Origin of the sequence: Sporosarcina koreensis, from assembly GCF_000826145.2 — a bacterium.
Taxonomy (GTDB): Bacteria; Bacillota; Bacilli; order Bacillales_A; family Planococcaceae; genus Sporosarcina; species Sporosarcina trichiuri.
In genome coordinates this window covers 1331677-1355063 of record NZ_LN651337.1, presented here as the reverse complement: position 1 = coordinate 1355063, position 23387 = coordinate 1331677, and the positions used below count along the sequence as shown (strand labels likewise).

Sequence of the window (23387 nt, the reverse complement as noted above, 5' to 3'; positions counted from 1 at the left end):
GCCGGAAAAAATTCTTGAGATAGTACAGACAGGAAAAACCCGGGAACCGATACCTGACGAATGCGCTCCTATGGTATACTTCTTGTCAGATTGTTGGATCGTCTGTATAGGGATAAGAGCCCGTCTGCGGCGCGGCTGCAAGACAAATTACAGCATTCAACTGCCAACTATTACGTATGCGGGGTACATTATGATCTTTAATTCGTTTGAATTCATCTTCCTCTTCCTGCCCGTCGTCTGGGCCGTCTTCTTCCTTGTCGGCAGGGTGGCGCCGCCGTTCGCCAAAGTCTGGCTGCTGCTGGCGTCCCTGTTCTTCTATGCCTATTGGAACCCAGCCTATCTGCCGCTGATCGTCAGCTCGATGATCGTCAACTACATCATCGGTGTGTTCCTCGGAAAGAACAGATGGCTGCCGACGCGGAAGGTGATCCTCACAATCGGCATCCTGTTCAATGTGGCGCTTCTTGGCTATTTCAAATACAGGGACTTCTTCGCGGAAAACATCAACCTGGTGTTCGGTACGGAAATCGGGCTAATCCAGGTGATCCTCCCGCTGGCGATCAGTTTCTACACGTTCCAGCAGATCGCCTACCTGGTTGATTCGTACCGATTGGAGACGAACGAGTACAATTTCCTGAACTACGGCCTGTTCGTATCGTTCTTCCCGCAGCTCATCGCGGGACCGATCGTGCATCACGGCGATATGATGCCGCAATTCAGCGACCGGAAAACGTATCGCGTCAACTATGAAAATATCGCGAAGGGCCTGGTCATCTTTTCAATCGGCCTGTTCAAGAAAGTGGCGATTGCGGATACGTTCGCTGCGTATGCGAACAGCGGATTCGGCTCACCGGACACGCTGTCGATGATCAGCGGATGGGTGACGTCACTGTCCTATACGCTCCAGCTGTACTTCGATTTCAGCGGCTATTCGGATATGGCGATCGGCCTGGCGCTGTTCTTCAACATCCGGCTGCCGATCAACTTCAACTCACCGTACAAAGCGCTCGATATCCAGGACTTCTGGCGGCGCTGGCACATTACGCTGTCGGGATTCCTGACGAAGTATATCTACATACCGCTCGGCGGGAGCCGGAAAGGCGTTCCGCGGACGTACGTCAATATCTTCATCATCTTCCTGATCAGCGGTTTCTGGCACGGCGCCGGCTGGACGTTCGTCATCTGGGGTATTCTGCATGGCGTCGCCAGTATCATTGCACGAGTCTGGAAACGGTCCGACCGTCAGCTGCCGAAAATCTGGGCATGGGGGATTACGTTCCTGTTCGTCCATCTGGCGTTCGTCATCTTCCGTGCACCTGATATGACGGTCGCCCTGCAGGTGTTCAAGGCGATGTTCGGATTTGCAGGGCTCCATCTGACCGGTGTCTACTCCGTATTCAATGAAAGCCTGCTGTGGCTTGGCTTCTATCTGCTGATCGGGCTCGGCATTGCGCTGTTTGCGAAAAATTCGGTGCAGATCATGCAGACCGAGAAGCGGACGCCGCTGATGATGGCATTCGTCATCCTGCTGCTCTATTACAGCGCGATGCAGCTGCAGCGTGTCAGTGAGTTCCTCTATTTCAATTTTTGAATGTCCCGGAGCCAATTTACTACAGGAAAGTAGGTGTTTCCTCTGTCCGATAAACGTTTTTCCCATACGGTGATCGCTGTGTTCCTCGTTCTCGCAGCGGCCACTGCGGGATTCAATTACTGGATCGATCCGCTCTGGCATTATGGCCATGCGAATGCATACAACAGCATCCAGAAAGTGACGAATGAGCGGGAGCAGAAAATCGCCATGCTCCATTACGGCCGGCACGATTATGACACCCTGCTTGTCGGCAGCAGCCGGTCGACGTACATCCATCCATCCGCATTCGAGGACTGGGATGTGTTCAATTTCTCAGTCGCCAACATGTCGATCCGGGAAGTGCACAGCATCATGCTGTACAGCCAGTCACAGCTGCCCGGCCTGGACCGTTATCTGGTCGGTATGGACTTCTTCAAGTCGAGTGAAAAGGAGGCAGGGGCGCCGCGTTCCCTTGCCAATTACGAGAAGAAGATCGACCAGCCGTTCTATCGCACGAAAAATCTGCTGTCCCTGGATGCTCTCGATGTATCGATCCAGAATTTCATCCATTCGGCTTCCGGCAATGTCGACGAAGAGCGTATGTATAACCGGAAAGGTGAGGCATTTGCGAAGCAGCTGACGAAAGAGGAGGTCGAGGAAAGCACGAGCCTCAAGATCGAGCGTTTCGAAGAGGAGTTCTACGGCAGCAATTACACATATTACAAAGATTATCCGATGATCCTGCAGAAAATAAAAGATGCCGCCCAGCCAGGTGAGCTGAGGGTCTATACGACACCGATTTCCACAGCGCTGTTTTCCTCGCTGGTCAGTACAGGCCTGTACGAGGATTACGAACGATGGATCAGGGATCTTGTGGAGGTATACGGCGGGGTCTGGAACTTCATGTATCCGAACACGGTCACGAATGACATCATGAACTACCATGACGGCCATCATTTCTATCCGGAGACCGGCACACTCATCGCAAAACGCATCCAGCACCCGGAGACAACGGAAGTCCCGGCTGATTTCGGTGTCTATGTCACGAAAGAGAACGTCGAATCCCACCTCCAGCAAGTGCATGAACTGTTGTGGGAAGCGATGATTGGAACGGATAATTCCAAAGTCACTGATTGAGCCTGTATTCAGATTTATCTGAAGTGGGTCTATCGTCTCTAATATAGTTTCGTTGTCTGCTACTTTGGGTACTCTATCAAAGACAAATCGAAACGTATAGGAGAGCTGGGGATGCGCGAGACAATACAGAGACTTCAGCGGACCATCGAGTCGCTTCAGCACCAGGGCAAGTTTGAAGAAATGATCGAATGCTGCTATCAGCTGCTGCAGGCGGCGACAGATATGGGCGACCATCATCTCCGGATGGAAGCCTACGCGAATTACGCCCTCGGCTTCTACAGACTGGGGGCTATCAAGGAGGCATTCCAGTACATCGGCCGGCATGCAAATCTGTGTGAAACCTGGGGGACCAAGGAAGACTATATGCACTCCAATCATATTTTCTGTCTGCTCTATGTATATACCGGAGATTATGAGCGTGCGAAACAAGTATTGGAGATGAGTATCGACTTAGCCGAGCAGCTGGGCAACAGCAGGCTCATCAGTGAGAATAGCAGTGAACTGTGCAATGTCCTGTGCCGGCTCGGTGAGTATGACAGAGCGCTGAAGGCGGGCAGACGCGGTGCGAGTGTTGCCGCTGATCTGGAACCATACTGTCCGTACCTGCTGCTGAAAGCCGCCCTGGCATCTGCGCATGCATACTATGGGTTGGAAGATATGGAGTCGTCCGCCGTGCTGCTGGAAATTGTCCAGCGCGACCCGCTGCTGGATACCTATCCGGCGGAACGGGTGAAAAGCATCCGGCTGAAGGCTGAGATCCAGCTCAGGCAGCGCCATCCGCGTAACGCGATGGCCAGCTTGGAAGAAGCCTCCCGCATGGCAGAGGCTTCTTCGGACCACAAGCAGCTCAAAGAAATCTTGGAACGGCAGGTTTCACTCGCTGAGCACTTTGGTGATTTCAAGCATGGTTTTTCAGTGCAGCGGAGATATATCCGGCTGCTGGAAGAGCTCCACGAGAAGGAAGTCATTAACGCTGTCCTCCAGCTGGATATGAAAGTGAAACTGCGGGAACTGGAAAAACAGGTCAACACCGATTTCCTGACTGGCATCGCAAACAGGCGGTCGGTCGAGGATCTGGCGGGTGGTTGGCTTGCCGAATCAGCAGGCAGTGCAGAAAACATCGTATGCATCGCTTTTGACATCGACAATCTGAAAGTCCTGAACGATCGGTTCGGCCACCCGTTCGGCGATCAAGCCATCCGTAAAGTGGCGGATCTCTGCAGCTCGCTCATGAGGAAAGGTGATACCACTGCGCGTATCGGAGGAGATGAGTTCGTCGCAGTGCTGCGTGATATCACCCTTCAAGATGGCTGCCGGAGAGCCCATGACATGCTGGAAGCCGTCAGATCAGCCCTTCTCCCATGTAATGGGGAAAACGTGATGCTGTCCATCAGTGCAGGAGTCGCAGAGAACCGCCGAGGCAGCATTTCCGACTTCGCCAAGTTGTATCACAAAGCGGATATCGCACTTTATGAAGCGAAGCGCAGCGGCAAAAGCCGTGTCATCTGTACATCTTGAACATCCCCCTCCCAACCGGTGCATACTGGACAGAAGAGGGGGTTTCTTATTGGAGCTGAGATTATGTCCCAGCTTAATAGGGAAAGAGATTTTAGAGGTACATACAGTACAGAGGGGGCGGTAATGAGTGAAACGGCTGAATGGTCTGCTTGGTGTGGGAATTTTGATGCTGTCTGCCGCGTCACCCGCATTGGCTGCACAACCGGATGACAGGGGAATCGGCACGGCGGTTCCAACGGATACTGAATGCTATGAGATCGGCGAGTACGGAAAGGTCTCCGTACAAAAGCAGCCCAATCCAGAAGAGTCCACGGCAGTGAAAGGCGGAGAGGAGGCGGAATCCGCTGATTGTTCAGAAGCGGACGAGCCGGTTTCAGAAAGTGACTGCCTACAGGAGATACCTCACAACGAGTTGGATACCGATGTGGCAACCGGAGAGGGAACGGAGACTGACGCGGACTCCTCTGAAGGGGTTCAGGACGGGCAGTTAGCGGCGGATGTGAAAGAACAGCCAGCTGGTGAGGAGACATACAGCACGGCATCTTCTGCCCCGCAGGAGATTTACTCTCCCGATTCACTTGACAACGCAACTGTCATGGCTTGTGGCGACTCCGCCGCTGCGGATCCATCCGACACAGCGCCGGCGGGTCAGCCTGTAAAAGACGAAGATGGCTCCGGACCTGCAATGACTGGATCCGCGGGACAGACCGAGAAGCCGGTGGAGGAGCAGAAAGAACAGGACTTGACAGAACAGGACGGGGGACAGGCTGCAGGATCGGAAGACGCGAGGCCGGCTGAAGCGGAAGGAACTTCAGAGCTTCCCGAAGATATACGTGGAATCGTAGAAGAAACACCTGAAACTGAAGAAGAGATGGCTGGAACAGAAGCAGCGCCCGAAACAAAAGCGGCGGTGGAGGAGGACGAGGCTGATCCGGGCGGGGAGCCCGAGCAAGCCGCCGTCTCCACGGCAAGCGCAGACAGCAGCCCGGTCATCGATACGGATATCGAGATCGAGACGGTCTATCCGTCAGGAAGCTATACAGGGAACGGCGGTTCAGAGATGGGAGACCGGGTTTTCGTCCCGGACGGCAATTCAGCGGATCGGACCGGTCCGCGGCCTGCTGCAGGAAACAACAGCGGCAATTCCTTCGGCGGGAGTAGACCCGATACCGGCATCAATCGTCCTTCTAATGATTCCGATGCCGGCTACAACAATTCGCAGTCGAAGGGCACAGGCAACAGCAGCCTGCCCAGCCGACTGCCGAAGACCGGGAGCCCTGTAGGCCGATCCGATCTCCTGCTTGGCGGCATTCTGCTCATTGCGGGGGGCGTTCTGATAAGATTTTTGGCCGGATGGAGAAAGCCGGTCCGATGACAAGGAGGGGATGGGAATGAAACATGCTGCCCGCTGGACGGGAAACATTCTTGTGCTCGCCGGGATCGGTCTGCTGATCTGGCAGTTCACCGGGATCAGGGAAACAAAAGGCGTCAAACACGAACAGCTGGATGCATTCGCTAATCTGAAAGCGGCTGCAGAAGAGTCTGGACAAGCGACAAAGGAAGCGGCGGCAGCTGGGGGCCAGCAAACAGGGAAACAAGCGGCGGAAAAGAAAATCGGCGATATAGAAGGAGTCCTCGACATCCCTCAAATCGACATTCACGCACCGGTCGCATATGGAGCGACTCCCGAGATACTGGACCGTGGATTCGGTGCGATCCCGCGAATGGATATGCCGGGGGAGACAGGCGGCAGCTATGCCATCGCCGGCCACCAGTCGCACGTATTCGGCCAGTTCTTCAACCGGCTTGATGAACTGACAAATGGAAGCCGTTTCAGCCTTGAAACTGTGGACGAGGAGCAGACGTATGAAGTGTACGACATGCGGATTGTCGATCCGGAAGATGTCCAGGTGATCGGTCCTGAGCAGGGAAAGGCGAAACTGTCGCTCGTCACCTGCTATCCGAAAAACAGCGATAAGCACAGGCTCGTCGTTATGGCGGAACGCGTGGATGAAGAGGCTGGAGAGTGAGATGAAAAAGAGCAATGGCTGCGGCCATTGCTCTTTTTCATGTGGTCAGAGATCAGCTGCGTTACTGATTTTGTATCCGCCGTACTCATCGGCCAAGATAGTATATTGTTTCCGTTTCTCGAAAAAGTTCTGTTCCCCTCTGCTGTCCGCTACCGAATAAGACAGATACATCGTCACGAAGGACCGGTCATCTTGAATCTCAATCTCCGTGATCTCACTCTCGTAAAACTCATAGATCCGGTCATCGGCAGCGACTTCATCGACAAAACTTGCGAAGGCCGCAGTGCTGGCGGTCCCCGGAAGGAAGTAGTGGGAGATCGGTGAAAATCCTTCTTTATAGACGAGCGCTTCTTCATAATCCATTCTGAAGCTGGACATGAAATCATACAGGCCGTCATCCGCGAAAACTCCGGCTGCTGATTCGTCTTCGTACGTATCGCTGTACTCGTCATAGTCGTCACCATAGTAGCTGTCGGAGTCATCGTAAAAATCGGTGTACTCGTCGTCATACGCGATATCACTGTCAAAGTTGGAACTGGCCGTGTAGCTGTCATAGATGCCGAATAAGGAGGCGACAGCGGATTCACTCATCGGAGCCGCCGCCCACCGGTTCACCAGATCGAGTACACTGTACATCGGTATCGAGAATCCGAACAGGTTATTCTCCTTGTACAGCAGGGAGTTGATACCGATGACTTTTCCAGTCTTGGCATCCAGAAGGGGTCCGCCGCTGCTGCCCTGGTCGATCTGTGCATCGATCTGATAGATTTTCTCGTAGACGAATCCGAGCTCCATATCCCGGTTCAGACCGGTCAGATAGCCGACGGATGCCGAATTCTCAAACCCTTGCGGACTGCCGAGTGCAATGACTTCGGTACCGATCGGTGTTTCCTTCGTTTCACTCACAAGCGGTGCCAGTTTGGAATACGCATCCGAACGTATCAGTGCCACATCATATTTATCGGAAATCCCGATCACTTTGCCAGCGGCGTCTTTTCCATCCGAGTTGCGGACGACGACATCCGTGAAGCCGGCAACAACGTGTGCGTTCGTGACAATGAGACCGCCCTTTTTATACAGGAAACCGGAGCCGAGTCCGTCCCGTGTAAATATCGTGAACACACGCGGCAGCGACTCTTTGATCACTTCTGTTTTTTCCTTGTCAGGCGGTACAGATTTTATTGGCGCAGCAGGCCCCGAACTGACAGGTTTGAGAGGGGACTGGCTGCCGGCTTCAGCCTGCTGTTCGAGTGCGGGAGTCTGTTGTTTACCCTGATTCAGCAGACTTCCGAAATCCCAGTCTGTGTAATAGCCGATGCCTGCTGCGGATCCTGTTAAGATGAGCAGGCAGCTGAGCACGACAGGTATCACCCAGCCCGGGGTCTTTCTGGCTTTCAGCGGTTTTCCGCAGCTGGAACAGTACACCGCTTCCCGTTCGTTCCGAGTGCCGCAATGCTGACAATACATTAAAGGGATGCCTCCTTTTTCAATTGAGCTGTTGCTTTTATAGTATCATAGTTTTAGGTTTTTTGAACTACTATTAGAGGACGGAATTAAAAGAACTTCGAGGATATACATAGGTTAAGTGTTTAATTCAAGAATTTTATAAAAATAGTTTACAGTCGCCGGCATTGATATGTCAGCTGTTGGTAACAATAACGCCGGAATTGACATGTTTATGTGCAAGTGTTGTGGGTAGAGGCGGAATAGCGGAGGCCTGATATCGGGTTCTTCCATCTCCAGTTCGAAAGGAGGTGACTATGTGAAACGTGTATTTGCAGTCTTTTGTACTAGTTTTCTATTGATGTGTCTGCCGGCATTCGTCTATGCGGATGAAACGGACGACAGCCAAGAGCCAGCGAAAGAACGGAAAGGGCTTGTCGGCGGACTGCTGAACCAGGTGAAGAACACAGTGGATGAAACACTCAGCTCAGCCGGAGGGCTCGTGGAAGAAACCGTCCGATTCACGGGAGATACGCTCGACCGGACAGTCAAGTTCACAGAAGATACGGTGAATACGGTCGTTGATCCGAAAGAGAGACGGCCGGTGAAGAATATTGTGGAAAGTACGACGAACTTTGTCGGTGAAACAGTCGAAAGCACCGTCCCAGTTGTTGAAAAGACAACGGAGACCGTTCAGAACGTGACGGAGACAGCTGTGAACGTGACAGAACCGCTGCCTGAAGTGCCGGTCGTGACACCGGTTGTCGACAAAACGACCGAAACTGTCACGGAAGTCACCAAGCAGGTGAAGAAGACAGCGGATGAGACAGTCGGGAACACAGTGAAGACGGTCGCCAAGCCGCTGAAGAAACCAGCAGCGACAGAGACGGCACCGGCAGATAAACTGGACAAACCTGTCAAGCAGCCTGTTCAGCCCGGACAGCCAGCTTCAGAGGAAATAGATCCGTCTGACGAAGCAGAACCGGTTGAAAAGCCGTCGGTGCGTCCTGAAATTCCGCAGAAGCCTGTCGGACAGCCAGAGACCGTAAAGCCGCCAGTCCAAGAACAACCATCGGATACACGGGTTCCTGCCGAACCTGAACAAGAAAAAGCACAGGAACCGGCAGTGACCAAGCCGGAGACTCCGCCAGCGGCTTCCCAAAAGGAACCGGCGGACATACCTGCGGCGCAAGCGGAATCCGGGGACGAAGGCATCCCGGTGAAGGAAGCTGTTCCGGCAGCCGTACAGACGGCTGAACCTCTGGCAGATGAGTTCACGGATGTCCGCCCGGAGACTGTTCAGATGGACAAAACGTCCGAGAGTGCTGAGCGGAAGGCGGATGATCGGAGTCTGGAATCAGCAGCCCGAAATTCCGCTTCAGCTGTCCCTCTGAGACCGGGAACTCTGACAAAATGGAAAGCGGATGTTGAGCTTGTGACAGGTTCTTCTTCCGTCAGTATTTCAACATCTGCTGCTGCATCAGGAAGCGGAGTCACCGCAATCCCGGCAGACGACTGGCGGATGGCTGCGGAAATCGTGCGGCAGAAATGGTACTTGGAAGATATCATAGGATCATTGCAATGGATACACGCGCCACCCGGACAACCGCCCCAATCCGCTCCTTTTTTATACGTCTAAAAAACTATAAAAAAGGAGAGGAAGTATAATGGAAAAGAATTGGATGAAACTCGCAGGGATGATGGTGTTAGCCGGTTCGGTGTTCACAGTGCTGCCTGCTGCAAGTTCGGCAGATGAAGGGGATACTGCACAGGCGGAGAAATCTTCGCATGTGGTGGATCTTCAACTTGATGGACTGCCGATTGTCGGCGATGTCAAAGTCCAAGTGCCGAAGCGGACAGAGCAGAAGGAAGAATCTTCACTAGTGAATGTCCAGGTGAGTGACGGAATTGCTGACAATGTGCAGGCGGAAGTGGCACCTGTCAAAAAGTCTGCAGAAACCGAGAAAAAATCCGCGGTTTCTGTGAATGTCGATACAGCCGTCACCAATGAGGTGCAGGCAGATGTAGCGATGAAGCAGTCCGGCTCTTCAGAGACAGAGGCGAACACGAAAGAATCCCTTGTTTCAGTCGAAGCGGAGGAACTGCCGGCCGCAGGCAAGACGACGGTCGATGCAGTTTCGAAGAAATCGGGTGAAGCAGACGGATCTTCAACAAGCAGCCAAGGGATTGTACAGGCAGACCTGAAAGATTCTGAGTTGCTCGGAAATACGCACGCAGGTGTCGCCGAGACGAAGTCAGAAACGGATGGACAGCAATCTGCCGAGCAGACCAAGGCGCTCGTTGAGGTGACTGTCGACGAATCCCCAATTCTTGAGGATACCCATGTCGGTGTGGTGGATGAGCATACGTCTGTAAATGAAGATGGTTCGTTCACGAAAGATGAAGGTGTCGTGAGTGCGGATGTCGGCGAAGCGCTCAGCGGTGTCGTGGAAAATGTACACGTCGGAGTGGTCGATAACCACGTCACAGCGGACGGAGACGGTTCGTACACACAGGACGGCGGCGTTGTGGAAGCTGTAATACCAGAAGCAGCCGGTCTGTTGGAAGACACGCATGTCGGTGTGCTGGACCATCACACATCTGTAAATGAAGATGGTTCATTCACGAAAGACGAAGGTGTCGTGAATGCGGATGTCGGTGAAGCGCTCGGCGGTGTGTTGGATAAAACGCATGTCGGTGTGCTCGAGAACCACACGGCAGTCAAAAACGACGGAACGGCCAGCCAAGACCGAGGTGTTCTAGATGTACTGATCAACAACGTCCTGGGTCTCGGCGGTCTGCACCTTGGCGTTCTGGATGATCACCGAGCTGAAACGGAGAATGGAACGGATCGGAACAGCGGGGTATTGCAGCTGGGTCTGCTCGATCAGCTGCTCGGCGACACATCTGTCAATCTGCTTGGGAAGAAAGAGCAGACTACAGACAAAGGCACTGCGATCAAAGAAGGCGTCGGCATGATTACGCTTGACCTGCCTCTTCTTGGTGCAGTCAACCTAGACTTGCTGACAAATTCGTCATTCAAACCGGCAGCAGCCGATCCGGATGAAGAAACCAGTGACCCCTCAGAACCTGGGGACACCGGCAGCACGCCGCCAACGGACAACGATGGCAATGGAACCGTACCACCGATGGACAACGACGGTGATGGAACCACCCCGCCAGCGGATGGAGATGACAGCCCGACAGAGCCAGAAGGATCGGATTCGGATGATACGGACAATACCCCCGTACCTCCCGTTGAAAACCCGGATGACTCCGGTAACGAAGGATCGGATTCCGATGAAGGGACAGCCAACCCGGATGATGACGCTGTGACAGAACCGGAAGGCGGAACCGATAATGGTGAAGGCCCCGGAACATCGGACCCGGACACCACTCCGGATAACGGAATGGATGGAAACGATGATGGTGCAACTGTCCCGGAAGGCGGTTCGGATGGCAGTAATGGAACTGACGGAACCGGCCAAGGAAACGGAAATAACCCGGGGATGAATGGCGGGATGGATTCGGTTACCGATTTGAATGGCTCCGGCTCCACGGCTGTGCCGGGTGCTTCATCCGGAAATTCATCGGATGGAAATGCCGGTATGGTGAACGCAATCCCGGCGCTCAGCCAAGCGGGCGGAAGCATGTCATGGCTGATGCCTGCCGCGGGCGGAAGCATGACAGATTCAGTTATGGACACTCTTCCAAAAACAGGAGGACCGCTCGATGCACTCAGCGTGACACTGCTCGGTCTTCTGGCAGCTGGTGCAGGACTAACCATGCGCAAGTGGGCAGTGCAATAAGTTTTCAAGAGACGGGTTCCTGATCAGAATCCACTCTCTGCTGTATATGAAATTTCTGAAAGTACCACCTGAACCGGACGCGGAACAGGTGGTGCTTTTATAATGGGGAGTCATTTGGAAATAAGACATAAGTATGGAAGTGTTGACGGATTTTAGAAATCATTCGTATGACTGGTAAACTACTGGTATACTGAACAGACAAACAGCTTAGGAGGAATGCATATGAAACGTATCTTGACCCTGGCAGCCGCGGCTGTCTGCGCATTGACGATTGCTGTCCAGCCGGCTGCAGCCGCAAGTTTCCCGGACGTCCCGAAAGCAAACCGGTTCAACGATGAAATCCAGTACCTGACGGGCCAGAAGATCATCAGCGGCTATACGAACGGCAGCTTCCAGCCGAAAAAGAATGTAAGCCGCGCAGAAGCTGCCATCATGATCGGCCGCATGCTCGACTTGAACGGTGCAAAACGCAACACAAAATTCAAGGACGTCAATGCCCAGAATGGCGCGAGCGGCTACATCGCTGCGGCGACAGAGAAAGGCATCATCAGCGGATATAAGGATGGTACATTCCGTCCGAACCAGTCCATTTCGCGTGGCGACATGGCGATCATCATGAGCCGTGCATTCGGTATTGAGACTGGCACCGTACAAGAGTTCAAGGATATCAGCGACAATATGAAATCCTACCATGCCATCCGCGGCATCGCCGGTGACTTTATCACGACAGGCTATCCCGACGGCACATTCCGTCCGCAAGGCACTGTGACACGTGAGCAGTTCTCGGCATTCCTGGCGCGCGGCCTCAGCCCGGTCTATAAACAGCGTACTGTGAATAAAGACGGCTATATGCCGGACATGACGAAGAAATATGTGTACGCCACTAATCAAGGCGATCTGACTATGGAGTACAAGAAGACGAAAGGTCAGTTCGCGGAACTCACCTACACAGGCTTCTTCTGGGTTGGCGAGCGTCCGGCCACGAAAGAGGTATATTATATCCACATCGAAGAAACTGACAAGATGCTGGTGACGGCTTATCCGTTCTCGGAGTACTATACAGATCTCGTCTACCCGGTCAAGACAGGAACTACCTGGCAGAATGGCCCGGCTGATGCGGATATCGCCAAAATCACTGGTGTCAATAAAACCGTGAAGACCCAGTACAAAACATTCACCAATGCTGTCGAAGTGACTGAAAAAGGGACGAAATCCTATTATGTCAAAGGGATTGGTCTTGTCCTGTCAGTGGATTCTGCAGGGAAAGCACAGCGGAACCTCAAAGCTATCAAATAAGCCGAAAGCGCCGAAGCAATCTTTCGGCGCTTTTTCCATCTCTTCACGAGTTTGATATAATGAAAGCATGATAGAAACTAGGAGTGATTGCATGAAACGATTCGCCATGTTCGCAGCCGCCATTACGCTGTCGGCTGGGCTCGCTGTGCAGCCTGCCGCCGCAGCCGTCAGTTTCCCGGACGTCCCAAAATCCAGCCGATTCCACGATGAAGTCCAATATCTCGTCTCCCAATCCGTCATCTCGGGCTATCCAAACGGCAAGTTCATGCCGAAAAAGGATGTCACCCGTGCAGAAGCTGCCATATTCATCGGGCGCATGCTGAAGATGGACGGGACGAAACGCGCGACGAATTTCAAGGATGTAGGTAAAAACCAGTCTGCGAGCGGCTATATCGCCGGAGCGGTGACAGAAGGGATCCTGAGCGGCTATCCGGACGGCACATACCGGCCGGATGCGTTCATCTCCCGAGGCGATATGGCCGCAATCGTGGACCGGGCATTCGACCTGCAGTTCACCTCGCGCTTCCTGTTCTCGGACGTCGGACCGAACATGCGGGCATCCGAGTCGATCCGCAAGATTTCAGCAGCCGGTATTACAGCTGGTTATCCGGACGGCACGTTCAAGCCGACGGGAAACGTCTCGCGGGAACAGTTCTCCGCATTCCTCGCCCGCGGCCTGTCCGCTGAGTTTAAGCAGCGTGCCGCCATCGCGGACAGCTTCGCTCATGACAAAACCAAGCAATACACATACACCGGGCCGAACGGCGACCGCCTCCTGTCCTATGTGAATAGCAGCACAAAAGTCAACGGCTCCCGTCTCGGGTTCGTCTGGCAGGAGAAAGACGTCAGGACCGGCGGAACGGAATACTTCGTGGAAGATGAAAGCTACCAGGGCTTCGCGACCGGCCTGCTGCAGTCGGATTATTACATCGAGCTGCTGTATCCGATCGAAACCGGCAAGTCGTGGAGCTACTATCAGGAGAAGAGTACGTACACGGCAGTCCACAAGACAGTGGACACGCCATATCGGACGTTCGCAAATGCCGTGGAAGTCACCACGTCCACCGGATATAAGAATTACTATGTCAAAGGTGTCGGTCTCATCAAGGTCGTGGATAAGAACGGTCACATCGTCTCCGTGCTGAAGGCGGTGAAGTGAGAGTCTCCCTGTACGCGGCGGGCGGCATGCACCCAGCCGGCGCATGCCGCGCAAGTAAGGGTTTGACAAGCCGAAAAGATCTGATTGGTGTGCTCCGCTTAAGCGAAGCATTTTCTGGGGGGAGAGTATGCTGGAAAGGGGACATAGGTTTGCGGAAGTGATCATAAAAACTGGAATGTGATCATAAATTTCTGGAAGTGATCATAAAAACCTGAAAGTGATCATAAAACCGGAGAAGTGATCATAAACCCAGAGAAGTGATCATAAATCCTCAAAAGTGATCATAAAACCCAAATAGCGCTCATAAACCTCGAGCCGAGTCACCGATCAGCTGATGCTTCCCATCCAAAAAAGCCGCTGCACCCTGGATTTCCAGGTGCGCAGCGGCTTTTCCGATTCACTTAACAGCATCTTCACCGTACCGTTTGCCGAACAGCAGGTCATACTGCAGCAGCTGATACTCTTTGCTCAGTTTCTTCGCCTTATCCGGCGTGTCCCGATGGAGGCCGCCGTCAGCGTCGATCTTCAGCTCACGGGTGAACGCAGGGAGCTTGTCCCTGAACTGCTCGAGCAGGCCGTAATAGAGCGGCTTCCGGATTCCCGCCATGTCGAACACGGCCGGGCCGAGCTGGTTCGGACTCAAGTGATCGATGTCCGGGATCGGCGCGTCAAAGTTATTCCACAGCAGGAGCGGTGTCGACCGGGTCTTCTCGAAATCCTCAAGCCCCCATTGACTTTCACCGGCGCCCCGCGGAACGAAATCAGCGACTTTATACAGACGGTAATCCTGACCGATGGCCGGCAGGTGGTCTCCGAAGAAGGCGACGACGGTCGGTTCATCCGAATCCTTGAAATGCTCGAGCAGCTCCTCGAGCGCCTTGTCGGCATCGTACACGCCCTGCGTATAGGAGCGCAGCAGAATGTTGTAGACATCATCGATACCTTCAGGGACTGTCGTCTTCACATCGAACTTGTCATATTTATCCTCCGCATAGCCGGTATGGTTCTGCATCGTCACAGCATAAATGAACATCGGATCATCCGACTGTTCCGTCCGCTCGATGATCGTCTTCGTCACCTGCTCATCGGAGATGAACGGACCCTTGTAGATCGGATCCTTGAACGATTTGTCATCGAGGAATTCATCGAACCCGAAATGCTGGTAGACGGTCTCGCGGTTCCAGAACCACTTCGCATAGGGATGGATCGCAAGTGTATTGTAGCCGAGGCCTTTCAAGTAGTTCGGCATGGCCGCGGGCTGGTCTTCTTTCACATACTGCTGGTACGGAACGGATCCGACAGGCAGGAAATTGTTCGAGAAGCCGGTGAGCACTTCGAACTCGACATTGCTTGTACCGCCGCCGAACGTCGGGGACAGCAGCCAGCCGGTCTGATGATCGCGGATGAACGGCATCGGATCAGGAACGAACTGGATCTTCTCCAGCAATGTGGGATCCCAGAACGACTCGCTCATGACGAAGATGATGTTCGGTTTCCTGCCTGATTCAGCGGGCAGGTCCGCCGCCGTCCTCTTCAGATCCGCAACAATCGATTCGATGGAGGACTTACTGTAGCCGCTCGGCGCCAGGACGATGGCACTCTGCATATTGAGCATGAAGGCGCCGTAGAAGCCGTTCTGCTTGTAATTCCGTTCCTGGTTGAACGTGATGTTCGACATAGCAGCTTCCTTCATGAGCTGGTCCATGCCGGGGAATGTCCGGTAGAAGACGAACGCTGCCAGGCAGACGGCGCCGAGTGCAGTGAATACAAGCCGCACCCACCACGGCAGGCGCATGATCGGCTTCGGCCGCCTCTTCAGCATATAGATGAAGAGACCGATCAGCATAAGCAGCACGACGACAATGCCGGCAAGCGCCACGCCGACATTCGCCTGCTTGTAAATGTTCGGCAGCAGGTTGAGTACATTGTTATACAGCAGCAGATCCCACGGATACAGGTTCTCTCCGAGAAAACTGAACTTGAAGTAGCTGAATACCGCCAGCAGGATGGCGATAATGTTCGCCAGCAGAAAACTGATGACGAACCGGTTGATGATCCCCATCAGCAGCAGGAACAGGGCATAGACGATGAGGACGTTGAGCAGGTAGGCGGTCGTCCGCTCCTGTGCCCACACCGTCGCTTCTTCGAAGGAACCGAGCAGGAACGTTTCAACTGCGATCACGAGAAGCGGGAACCAGATGACGGTGAACCCCATTGCGAGGAACGACTTACTATCGAATTTCAGTTTCACAGGTAGGCACCTCCGGACAATTTCATTCCCCTATTGTAGCATATGTTGGCAGAAAGGCGCTTTCCGGCAGATGAAAACCCTGCAGCCGGGAAGCTGCAGGGCTCGGTCAGTTCACTTTGAATTCGGTGATGCTGTCTTTCACCATGGTGACCCCTTGCTTGTTCTTCGCAAAGTGGGTGACGACAAGACGGTAGTTTTTGCTTTTCGCATAGCCGGCTGCCGGCGCCTGGATGGTCACTTTGCGCGCATCCGAAGCGGCTGGGGTGACGGTAACCGTCTGGCGTGCACCGAATTCATCTTCCAAATAAACATATCGGTCTGTCAGATAGGCCGGGTCCATCGCCTGGGTGAATTTCACGGTGAATGTCTTATCCTGACGTTCTGCCCGTGCGGAAGCGGACGGCTGGAAGGCGCGTTCCTGATGCGGCTTGGATGAATACCGTGCCTGCAGCTGATCGAACAGCAGGAACCCTTTGTCCTTCTTCGCCGATGACCGTTCCGCCAGGTAGATCTTATCGAGTGTCAGCGGAGCCGGAGCGGATGCAGGGATGGCGGCTGTGACGTACTTCCATCCTGTCCAGTCCTGTCCGTCTTCAGCGGTGAAGTTGACGACGGTTTCCTTGCCATTACCGTCCCGGAGCGAGCCGCGGAGCCAGTGCTTATTGCCGTCGCCATAGACCCAGACGCCGAGTTCCTTCGGCCTGGATGCGAGAGGCAAGCCGCCAGTGAAGTTCAGATAGGCGGCGGAGATGCCCTCCTTATTGGCGGTGAAATCGTAGTTCAGGCGTACGGACGCTTTGCCATCACGGGCCTGGATCGACTTTTCGGCAGCAAGTGAAGCTTCGGCACGAATGCCGGTCGCCTTGAGACCTGAGTCCGATTCAAACGAGCTGAGCGAGACAGGCTGATCGGTCACTGTCACCTGTACGGTTTTTTTCGTACGTCCGTATGTGGCGGTGATGGTTCCGGTGCCTTCTTTCGCCCCTGCTGTGAATACCTTCCCATCCAGTGTGCCGATGCCGCCGGAAGCCATCAGGGAAATGGCGTCCGGATTGAAGATGACGGCCTGGTCCTTCGACTTGCCGGACGCTTTCAGTTCGATCGATTCTCCAGTCCCGAGCATGAGGACGGACGGCGACAGGTCGATGTCATCGATGGAATCCGTAACTGTCACGGGGACATCCGTCACAGCATTCTCATAGCCTACTCTGACAGAGCCTTTGCCGGCTTTTTCGCCGATGAACCGGTTGTTCTCAATTCGGCCGATGCCGTTCGAGACAGCGAGAAGTTCCACTTTTTTCTGATCAATGCTGCGGACGACGTTTAAATATTGATCGAGTGCTGCGTTCACTTTGAACCCGACGGATGCGCCGATGCCGACTTGTCCGGGTTCCGCCTGGCTTGCAGTCATCGTGGCCGCTTTGTCATACGGTGCCGTACTGACCGCTTCCAGGATGGCGCTGACGGAACGATCGATGGAGCCGGACGGACGGTTGGCAAGCGTCGGATAGACGTTGCCCGGTTTCCGGGTCACCATCGTCGTCGAACCGCCGCCATCCAGGTTCAAGGCGTTATAGGCGCCGATCGAAACCAAGTGGTTGGCGAACTCCGCCATCGTCATGCCGGAACTCTTGCCGCGTACTCCCGAATCGGCTGTGACGAGGTAGACATACTGGCCGGTCTTGTCGGTTGCGACTGCCGTGCGGGCTGTGCGCTGTTTCGCCTTCAGGCTATTCGGATCGATGGTCATATCGACTTTTCCGTTCTGGACGAGGAGCGGGCCTGAGGCGAGCATGTACCGTGCATCTTTCCAGGTATCATCGACCGAGTAGGCGATGGATACTTTATCGCCCATCTTGATATCCCGGATCTTGGCCGCTTCCGTCCCTTGCGCGGAGAGGACATACCCTTTTCCATTTGCCGGGACTGCAGCAGGGTCCTTTTCGCCGTGCGGACGGATGGCGGTGACGGTACCGGTCACTTTCTCACCGAGCGCAAAGCCGCCTTCGACTGACTTGGTTGTCGTCACGACGACTTCGAGACCGGTTCCGTTCGTCCGGGTAGTCGCATACGGCCAGGTCGATGTGAAGAGGATGCTTTCATTATCATTTCGTACCCGATTGAAAGACGTCATGGTGACAGACTTGCCGTTATGTTCGATTGTCGGAGACAAGGTGAATTTCCCGATTTTCCCCCGGTTGCCGTTCGTCACGCCGAACGCAGCTGGTGTCTTCATGAAATCATTATAGTTGGTGGATACCGCGCCGATATGCTGGATGATGCCATCGTTCATAAGCAGGTAACTCGGATAGCCGTTCTTGAAATGGAACAGGGATGCATTGACTGCCCCGACGACATGATGGTTGATCTGCGTGTGGGCGGTGGCGAGTGAGTTGACCGTGGCCAGTTTGTGGAATGGGTTGTTCAGACCGATCTCGACGGTGGTGTATGGCTTGGCCATATTAACATTCAGCTGGTTGATGGTCTGTGGATAGCCGTTGACCTTGACTGCCTGCTTCGTGTGATAGACCCCTTGTGACACGGACGCCGCGTCCGCCGCTGGCAGCAGGGCAGAGCTGAACAGTGCGACGGCCGCAATGCCCGACAGCAGGGTGCGTTTGAATGACATGGAAAAACTCCTTACTTGTTGGTATGCGTCAAGTATACGTGAAATTGGTCGGATAAGGGAATAGGACTTCCAATCTAAACCAGTGGAAAACATAAAAAAGCCTGGAGACACAGGGGGTCTCCAGGCTTTTTTTCGGCCTCAACAATTCGTGCTATATTCGATAAAACAGGGTTTACCTACACTTACTATCTTACCACACTTTCAAGAGAACACAAACACATTCGATAACTTTTTTTCAAGTGAGAGCAAGTATGTCTTCCGGCTTATTTTTTGTAAGGTTACTCAGGATACTTCTTCCACTTCGGGCGGCTCGATTTTCGAAAGCCCCTCGACTTTATAGATGAAAATCGCGAATTCTCCGCGTGTGATCGGGTCTGTTGCGCCGAACTTGGACGGCGACTTCCCTTGTGTGATCCCGTTTTCCACGAGTGCGCCGACATAAGGGGCGAATCGCGTATTCACATCGCTGAACGGGAGAGGGGCGACCGACAATTTCAGGTCGTATGCGGATGCGATGACCTTCGCCATTTCGTTACGCGTCATCGTATCGGACGTGCCGAATTGTGTCTTAGTCTTCCCGGAAATGACACCGCGGGCTGCCAATGCATTGACAGCCCATGCCCGGTTTTTCGGCACGTCAGTGAACCCGGCATCGGGCAGAGTGCTCGATTCGCTGAAGCCGAGCGCTTTTGCGACCATGACAGCTGCATCGATCCGTTTGATGGACAGGTTTGTCCCGAATGAGGTGCTGCTGACACCTTGGGCATAATTGTGGCTGACGAGGTAGTCGACTTCAGTTTTATAGCGGGACCCGACATCGGTGAAGGCGGCGAGTGAAACGGACGCCTGCAGTGTGAATGCAAGCATGCCGGCTGCCGCAGCGGTAAACAGTTCTTTTTTCAAATCAGTGTTCCTCCTTTGAATCTGTCGCTTTGCCCCAGTTTACTAGTTTTTGCCGGCTGTGCAAAGGGGCAAAGGAATCATGGGTCCGATCCGCCGGCTGCTGGCGGAGGTGTATCGGACAGATCACCGGAGATATCGGACACTTGGCGCGTCGTATCGGACAAATCGCCGAATATATCGGCAGCCTGACACAATTCACCGCAGGCCGGCCGGCTGATCAGGCATGCCGGCCGGCGTTCTGTGCTATACTGCATCTATTGAAGAAGGACAGGAGAGGATCCCATGAAACCAGTCAAGAAAGTGATCATCCCGGCGGCAGGGCTCGGCACCCGGTTCCTGCCGGCGACCAAAGCGATGCCGAAGGAGATGCTGCCGATCGTCGATATGCCGACCATCCAGTACATCGTCGAGGAAGCGATCGAATCGGGTATCGAGGACATCATCATCGTAACAGGGAAAGGCAAACGGGCGATCGAGGACCATTTCGACAATGCACTCGAGCTGGAAGAGAACCTCATGCAGAAGGAAAAATATGATCTGCTGGAAAAGGTCAAAGAATCCGCGGCGGTCGACATCCATTATATCCGCCAGAAAGAGCCGCTCGGCCTCGGACATGCCATCTGGTGCGCGCGGAACTTCATCGGTGACGAGCCGTTCGGTGTGCTGCTCGGCGACGACATCATCCGCAGTGACAAGCCGGCGCTCAAACAGCTGATCGAGCAGTACGAAGCGACCGGTTCGAGCATCATCGGCGTCAAGGAAGTGCCGCACGAAGACATCCATCGGTACGGCGTCATCGACCCGGTCACGACGGATTCCCGCCTCATGCAAGTCCGCAATTTCGTCGAGAAACCGAGCCAGGACGAAGCGCCATCCGACTTCGCGATTGTCGGGCGCTATGTGCTGACGCCGGAAATCTTCAACATTCTGGATGAAAAACAGATCGGCAAAGGCGGCGAGATCCAGCTGACCGATGCGATCGAAAAACTGAACACGCAGCAGGATGTCTATGGGTATGCGTTCGAAGGGCGCCGGTTCGACGTCGGAGAGAAGCTCGGTTTCATCGAAACGACGATGACGTTCGCACTGGAACGGGATGATCTGAAGTCGGACGTCCTCGACCTGATGGAACGGCTGCTTGCAGACTACAAAGCGAAAACGGAATAATAAGCTGCAATAGAAAAACCGCATGGTGTCAGGATCACTCCCCTGATACCATGCGGTTTCTTCATTCCTACAGCACGAGACAGACGGCGCCGGCCATGATAAGCACGACACCTGCAATCTTGCGCTTCGTGATCGGTTCGCCGAGCAGCACATAGGACAGGATGAACGTCCAGATGTACGTGATCGACGTCAGCGGGAATACGATCGTGTATGCCATATAGCGCAGTGCGAAAATATTGAGCACAGCGCCTGCGCCGTAACTGAGCAGCCCGATGATCAGACGGCGGATCAGCGCCGGACGTTCAAACTTCAGATCGGTGCCGGACGCGAGTTTCAGGAAATAGCCTCCGAAAGCGCCGCACCATGTCATGACGAGCAGCATCAATGCAAGCAGCCAGTTAATGACTGTCACCCCCTACGAGCCAGACGCCGGCCAGGATGAGGACCGTGCCGGCCAGCAGCGGAAGGCTGAGCGGTTCATCCAGGAAGGCGACACCGTAGATGAGGGCGATCACGTAGCCGACCGTCAGCAGCGGATGGAGCACGGACAGCCGGCCGAAACGGAAGGCGACGGTCATCAGGACAGCGCCGAGACCGTACAGCACGAATCCGGCCCACAAGTGCCAGTCGAACAGTCCGCCGCCGGCAGCGAGTTTCCAGAAAAACTGTCCGCTCGCTGTGCTGAACGCGGCTGCAATCATCAGTACGATGCCGATCGGTGAAGTCGTGCGGGTCTCAGTCATCGTCAGTCACCTCCATCGGTTCAAATGGCACGAGGCTGATCAGCAGGAATGGCAGCATGATCATCGAATTGGCCAGCAAGTACCGGAAATCCTGTGCCGGGATGCCGACAAACACGGCTCCCGTATTCAATGCGACCGGCAGCAGCAGCAGCCATGCACGCCAGTTGTTGCGCAAGTAGGCGATATACGTGAACAGCAGGGCAAGTGCTGTATAGAAGGCCGGGCGCCACAGGAACGGGATGGACTCATCCGCGTCTTTCAGATAATTGTACGCATGGAGACGGCGTTCTTCATTCAGCACAGGGTTGACGAGCCCATACTCGTTATTCCGGTAGATATGCGTCACGTATTTGCTCGTATACCCGTCTTCCGGCTGGTTGATCTGCCAGACGAGCGATGTCTGTCTGAACAGCGCGCCCGCTGCGATCTCCGGATTCTGTTTCACGAGCTGGAGATACGTCCGCCCGTACCGGCCCCAGTCGTCATAGATCGTGAACCGGTTGTAGTCGCCCCACGAGAACTTGATGGAGTCGACGCTGTACGGGTTGTATTTCTCATGCCACTTGTCGATCGGGAAGATCCGGTTGACGTAGTCCCTCTGTTTGTCCGTGATGTCCCCGCCTTCCGTCACGATGGCCGCGATCTGCTGTGTCGGGATGCTCAGCATCTCCTGCGGGTCGGACGGATGGACTTCAAGTTTCGTATAGACGGGATGGACGACAATCTGATAGATGAGCACCATCACAGCTGCCACCGGGAACAGCTTGAGCCAGTACGGCCGATACATGATGAGGATGAAGGCCGTCACGATCAGGAATACCGGGAAGCCGTTATGACGGAAAAACATCACCATGAAGCCGGTCAGCGCGTACAGGGCGAGGAACGGCCATCCGGCGAGCACCCGTCCGCCCGTCCGCACGATCTTGAACATGAGGATCGAGAACAGGAACAGGGCGGCACTGTAAGCGACATCTTTCCAGAGGGTGATGGAAGAGATCGCATGGACCGGACTGATCGCGAAAACGATCAGCACGAGCCAGATCGCCCATTTCGGCACCCGGGCTTCCTCCAGCGCGCGGCCGGTGACACCGGCAGCCGCACTGATCAGAAGGATCTGGAAGATCGCGACGATGGCAGGCGACTTCCAGATGGACAGCAGAACGCTCAGAAGCATCGTATGGACAACCGGATGCCAGTCCGTATATTTGTGTGTCAGCGCCTGATCCCATTGCGCCAGTGAATCCGGCGTCATCGCACCCGGATAGAAAGCTGCCAGGAAATAGGCGGAGACGAGCAGGGTGGGGAGGGCATACAGCAACACTTTCCAGACGGAAACCCGCTGACCCTTCGGCTGCAGCCGCACGGAAAGCGCTCCGTAAATGATGGCAGTAACAATGGCCAGCACCCCGAGCGTGACACCGAGCCAGACGGCCAGGATGACGACGATATGGTTATCGGTCAGGAACGGCTGCTCCCCGCGGATGCTCGCGGCGATGTAAAGCGGGAACAGTATGCCGAATAGAATGTAGCTGATCCGTTTGGCGCGCGTCATCGCCCGAAGCATCGGCCAGAACCGGAGGGCGAGCCAGACGAACACCGCCATGGCTGCGGATACGAGCAGGATCGCCCATACAGGCGTATTCCGGATCGGTGTGAAGAAGAAGATCATCGAGCCGCCGAGATACAGGCCGAGCAGAACGATCACAGCCCAGCGCACAATCTTCATGGGCAT

General features: G+C 54.4%; 17 protein-coding genes. 10 read left to right on the top strand and 7 right to left on the bottom strand.

Annotation, left to right across the window (positions count from 1 at the left end; translation table 11 throughout):
- Positions 1 to 190 precede the first annotated feature (190 nt).
- From BN1190_RS12445 to BN1190_RS12425, 5 genes are all read left to right on the top strand, one after another.
- Positions 191 to 1591 (top strand): MBOAT family O-acyltransferase, encoded by a 1401-nt coding sequence (locus BN1190_RS12445; protein ID WP_040287345.1) that lies wholly within the window; start codon positions 191 to 193, stop codon positions 1589 to 1591.
- A 33-nt stretch (positions 1592 to 1624) separates the two neighbouring features.
- Complete coding sequence (locus BN1190_RS12440; protein ID WP_040287344.1) at positions 1625 to 2707, top strand: hypothetical protein; 1083 nt, start codon at positions 1625 to 1627, stop codon at positions 2705 to 2707.
- Between the two features lie 111 nt (positions 2708 to 2818).
- On the top strand, positions 2819 to 4225 hold the full coding sequence (locus tag BN1190_RS12435) for a GGDEF domain-containing protein (RefSeq protein WP_040287343.1): 1407 nt from the start codon (positions 2819 to 2821) through the stop codon (positions 4223 to 4225).
- Positions 4226 to 4352: 127 nt separating this feature from the next.
- Positions 4353 to 5600: a hypothetical protein gene (locus BN1190_RS12430; RefSeq protein WP_040287342.1), complete on the top strand. Its 1248-nt coding sequence runs from the start codon at positions 4353 to 4355 to the stop codon at positions 5598 to 5600.
- Positions 5601 to 5616: 16 nt separating this feature from the next.
- Positions 5617 to 6255, top strand: coding sequence for a class D sortase (locus BN1190_RS12425; RefSeq protein WP_052461856.1), 639 nt, complete (start codon positions 5617 to 5619; stop codon positions 6253 to 6255).
- Positions 6256 to 6300: 45 nt separating this feature from the next.
- Here BN1190_RS12425 and BN1190_RS12420 read toward each other — a convergent pair whose 3' ends face one another.
- On the bottom strand, positions 6301 to 7722 hold the full coding sequence (locus BN1190_RS12420) for a trypsin-like peptidase domain-containing protein (protein ID WP_040287341.1): 1422 nt from the start codon (positions 7720 to 7722) through the stop codon (positions 6301 to 6303).
- 295 nt (positions 7723 to 8017) lie between these two features.
- Here BN1190_RS12420 and BN1190_RS12415 point away from each other — a divergent pair, with 295 nt between their 5' ends.
- The 4 genes from BN1190_RS12415 (at position 8018) to BN1190_RS12400 (ending at position 13962) form a co-directional block, all read left to right on the top strand.
- Positions 8018 to 9337, top strand: coding sequence for a hypothetical protein (locus BN1190_RS12415; protein WP_144036099.1), 1320 nt, complete (start codon positions 8018 to 8020; stop codon positions 9335 to 9337).
- A 28-nt stretch (positions 9338 to 9365) separates the two neighbouring features.
- Positions 9366 to 11507, top strand: coding sequence for a hypothetical protein (locus BN1190_RS12410; protein ID WP_040287339.1), 2142 nt, complete (start codon positions 9366 to 9368; stop codon positions 11505 to 11507).
- 222 nt (positions 11508 to 11729) lie between these two features.
- Positions 11730 to 12803 (top strand): S-layer homology domain-containing protein, encoded by a 1074-nt coding sequence (locus BN1190_RS12405; RefSeq protein ID WP_052461855.1) that lies wholly within the window; start codon positions 11730 to 11732, stop codon positions 12801 to 12803.
- Positions 12804 to 12894: 91 nt separating this feature from the next.
- Positions 12895 to 13962, top strand: coding sequence for an S-layer homology domain-containing protein (locus BN1190_RS12400; RefSeq protein WP_052461854.1), 1068 nt, complete (start codon positions 12895 to 12897; stop codon positions 13960 to 13962).
- A gap of 397 nt (positions 13963 to 14359) precedes the next feature.
- On the opposite strand, the gene BN1190_RS12395 is transcribed toward BN1190_RS12400, so the two are convergent.
- From BN1190_RS12395 to BN1190_RS12385, 3 genes are all read right to left on the bottom strand, one after another.
- The gene (locus BN1190_RS12395; protein WP_052461853.1) at positions 14360 to 16213 is read right to left on the bottom strand and encodes an LTA synthase family protein; all 1854 of its coding nucleotides are present in this window, start codon (positions 16211 to 16213) and stop codon (positions 14360 to 14362) included.
- A 106-nt stretch (positions 16214 to 16319) separates the two neighbouring features.
- A complete protein-coding gene (locus BN1190_RS12390) occupies positions 16320 to 18842 on the bottom strand; it encodes a phosphodiester glycosidase family protein (RefSeq protein ID WP_040287338.1) in 2523 nt (840 codons plus the stop codon).
- 282 nt (positions 18843 to 19124) lie between these two features.
- A complete protein-coding gene (locus tag BN1190_RS12385; protein WP_052461852.1) occupies positions 19125 to 19745 on the bottom strand; it encodes an S-layer homology domain-containing protein in 621 nt (206 codons plus the stop codon).
- 282 nt (positions 19746 to 20027) lie between these two features.
- Here BN1190_RS12385 and galU point away from each other — a divergent pair, with 282 nt between their 5' ends.
- Positions 20028 to 20912 (top strand): UTP--glucose-1-phosphate uridylyltransferase GalU, encoded by an 885-nt coding sequence (galU, locus tag BN1190_RS12380; RefSeq protein WP_040287337.1) that lies wholly within the window; start codon positions 20028 to 20030, stop codon positions 20910 to 20912.
- Positions 20913 to 20979: 67 nt separating this feature from the next.
- Here galU and BN1190_RS12375 read toward each other — a convergent pair whose 3' ends face one another.
- From BN1190_RS12375 to BN1190_RS12365, 3 genes are read right to left on the bottom strand one after another with little or no spacing between them, the layout of a single operon-like run.
- Positions 20980 to 21324, bottom strand: coding sequence for an EamA family transporter (locus BN1190_RS12375; RefSeq protein WP_244898712.1), 345 nt, complete (start codon positions 21322 to 21324; stop codon positions 20980 to 20982).
- Positions 21311 to 21655, bottom strand: coding sequence for a DMT family transporter (locus BN1190_RS12370; RefSeq protein WP_040287336.1), 345 nt, complete (start codon positions 21653 to 21655; stop codon positions 21311 to 21313). The genes BN1190_RS12375 and BN1190_RS12370 overlap by 14 nt, the downstream gene beginning before the upstream one ends.
- Entirely contained in the window at positions 21648 to 23387 is a 1740-nt protein-coding gene (locus BN1190_RS12365) for a DUF6020 family protein (protein WP_144036098.1), read from the bottom strand. The genes BN1190_RS12370 and BN1190_RS12365 overlap by 8 nt, the downstream gene beginning before the upstream one ends.

Coding starts and splice junctions, on each gene's coding strand:
- BN1190_RS12420 (WP_040287341.1), bottom strand. CDS start 7,722: ATGTATTGTCAGCATTGCGGCACTCGGAACGAACGGGAAGCGGTGTAC.
- BN1190_RS12445 (WP_040287345.1), top strand. CDS start 191: ATGATCTTTAATTCGTTTGAATTCATCTTCCTCTTCCTGCCCGTCGTC.
- BN1190_RS12410 (WP_040287339.1), top strand. CDS start 9,366: ATGGAAAAGAATTGGATGAAACTCGCAGGGATGATGGTGTTAGCCGGT.
- BN1190_RS12425 (WP_052461856.1), top strand. CDS start 5,617: ATGAAACATGCTGCCCGCTGGACGGGAAACATTCTTGTGCTCGCCGGG.
- BN1190_RS12365 (WP_144036098.1), bottom strand. CDS start 23,387: ATGCCCATGAAGATTGTGCGCTGGGCTGTGATCGTTCTGCTCGGCCTG.
- BN1190_RS12370 (WP_040287336.1), bottom strand. CDS start 21,655: ATGACTGAGACCCGCACGACTTCACCGATCGGCATCGTACTGATGATT.
- galU (WP_040287337.1), top strand. CDS start 20,028: ATGAAACCAGTCAAGAAAGTGATCATCCCGGCGGCAGGGCTCGGCACC.
- BN1190_RS12405 (WP_052461855.1), top strand. CDS start 11,730: ATGAAACGTATCTTGACCCTGGCAGCCGCGGCTGTCTGCGCATTGACG.
- BN1190_RS12435 (WP_040287343.1), top strand. CDS start 2,819: ATGCGCGAGACAATACAGAGACTTCAGCGGACCATCGAGTCGCTTCAG.
- BN1190_RS12390 (WP_040287338.1), bottom strand. CDS start 18,842: ATGTCATTCAAACGCACCCTGCTGTCGGGCATTGCGGCCGTCGCACTG.
- BN1190_RS12400 (WP_052461854.1), top strand. CDS start 12,895: ATGAAACGATTCGCCATGTTCGCAGCCGCCATTACGCTGTCGGCTGGG.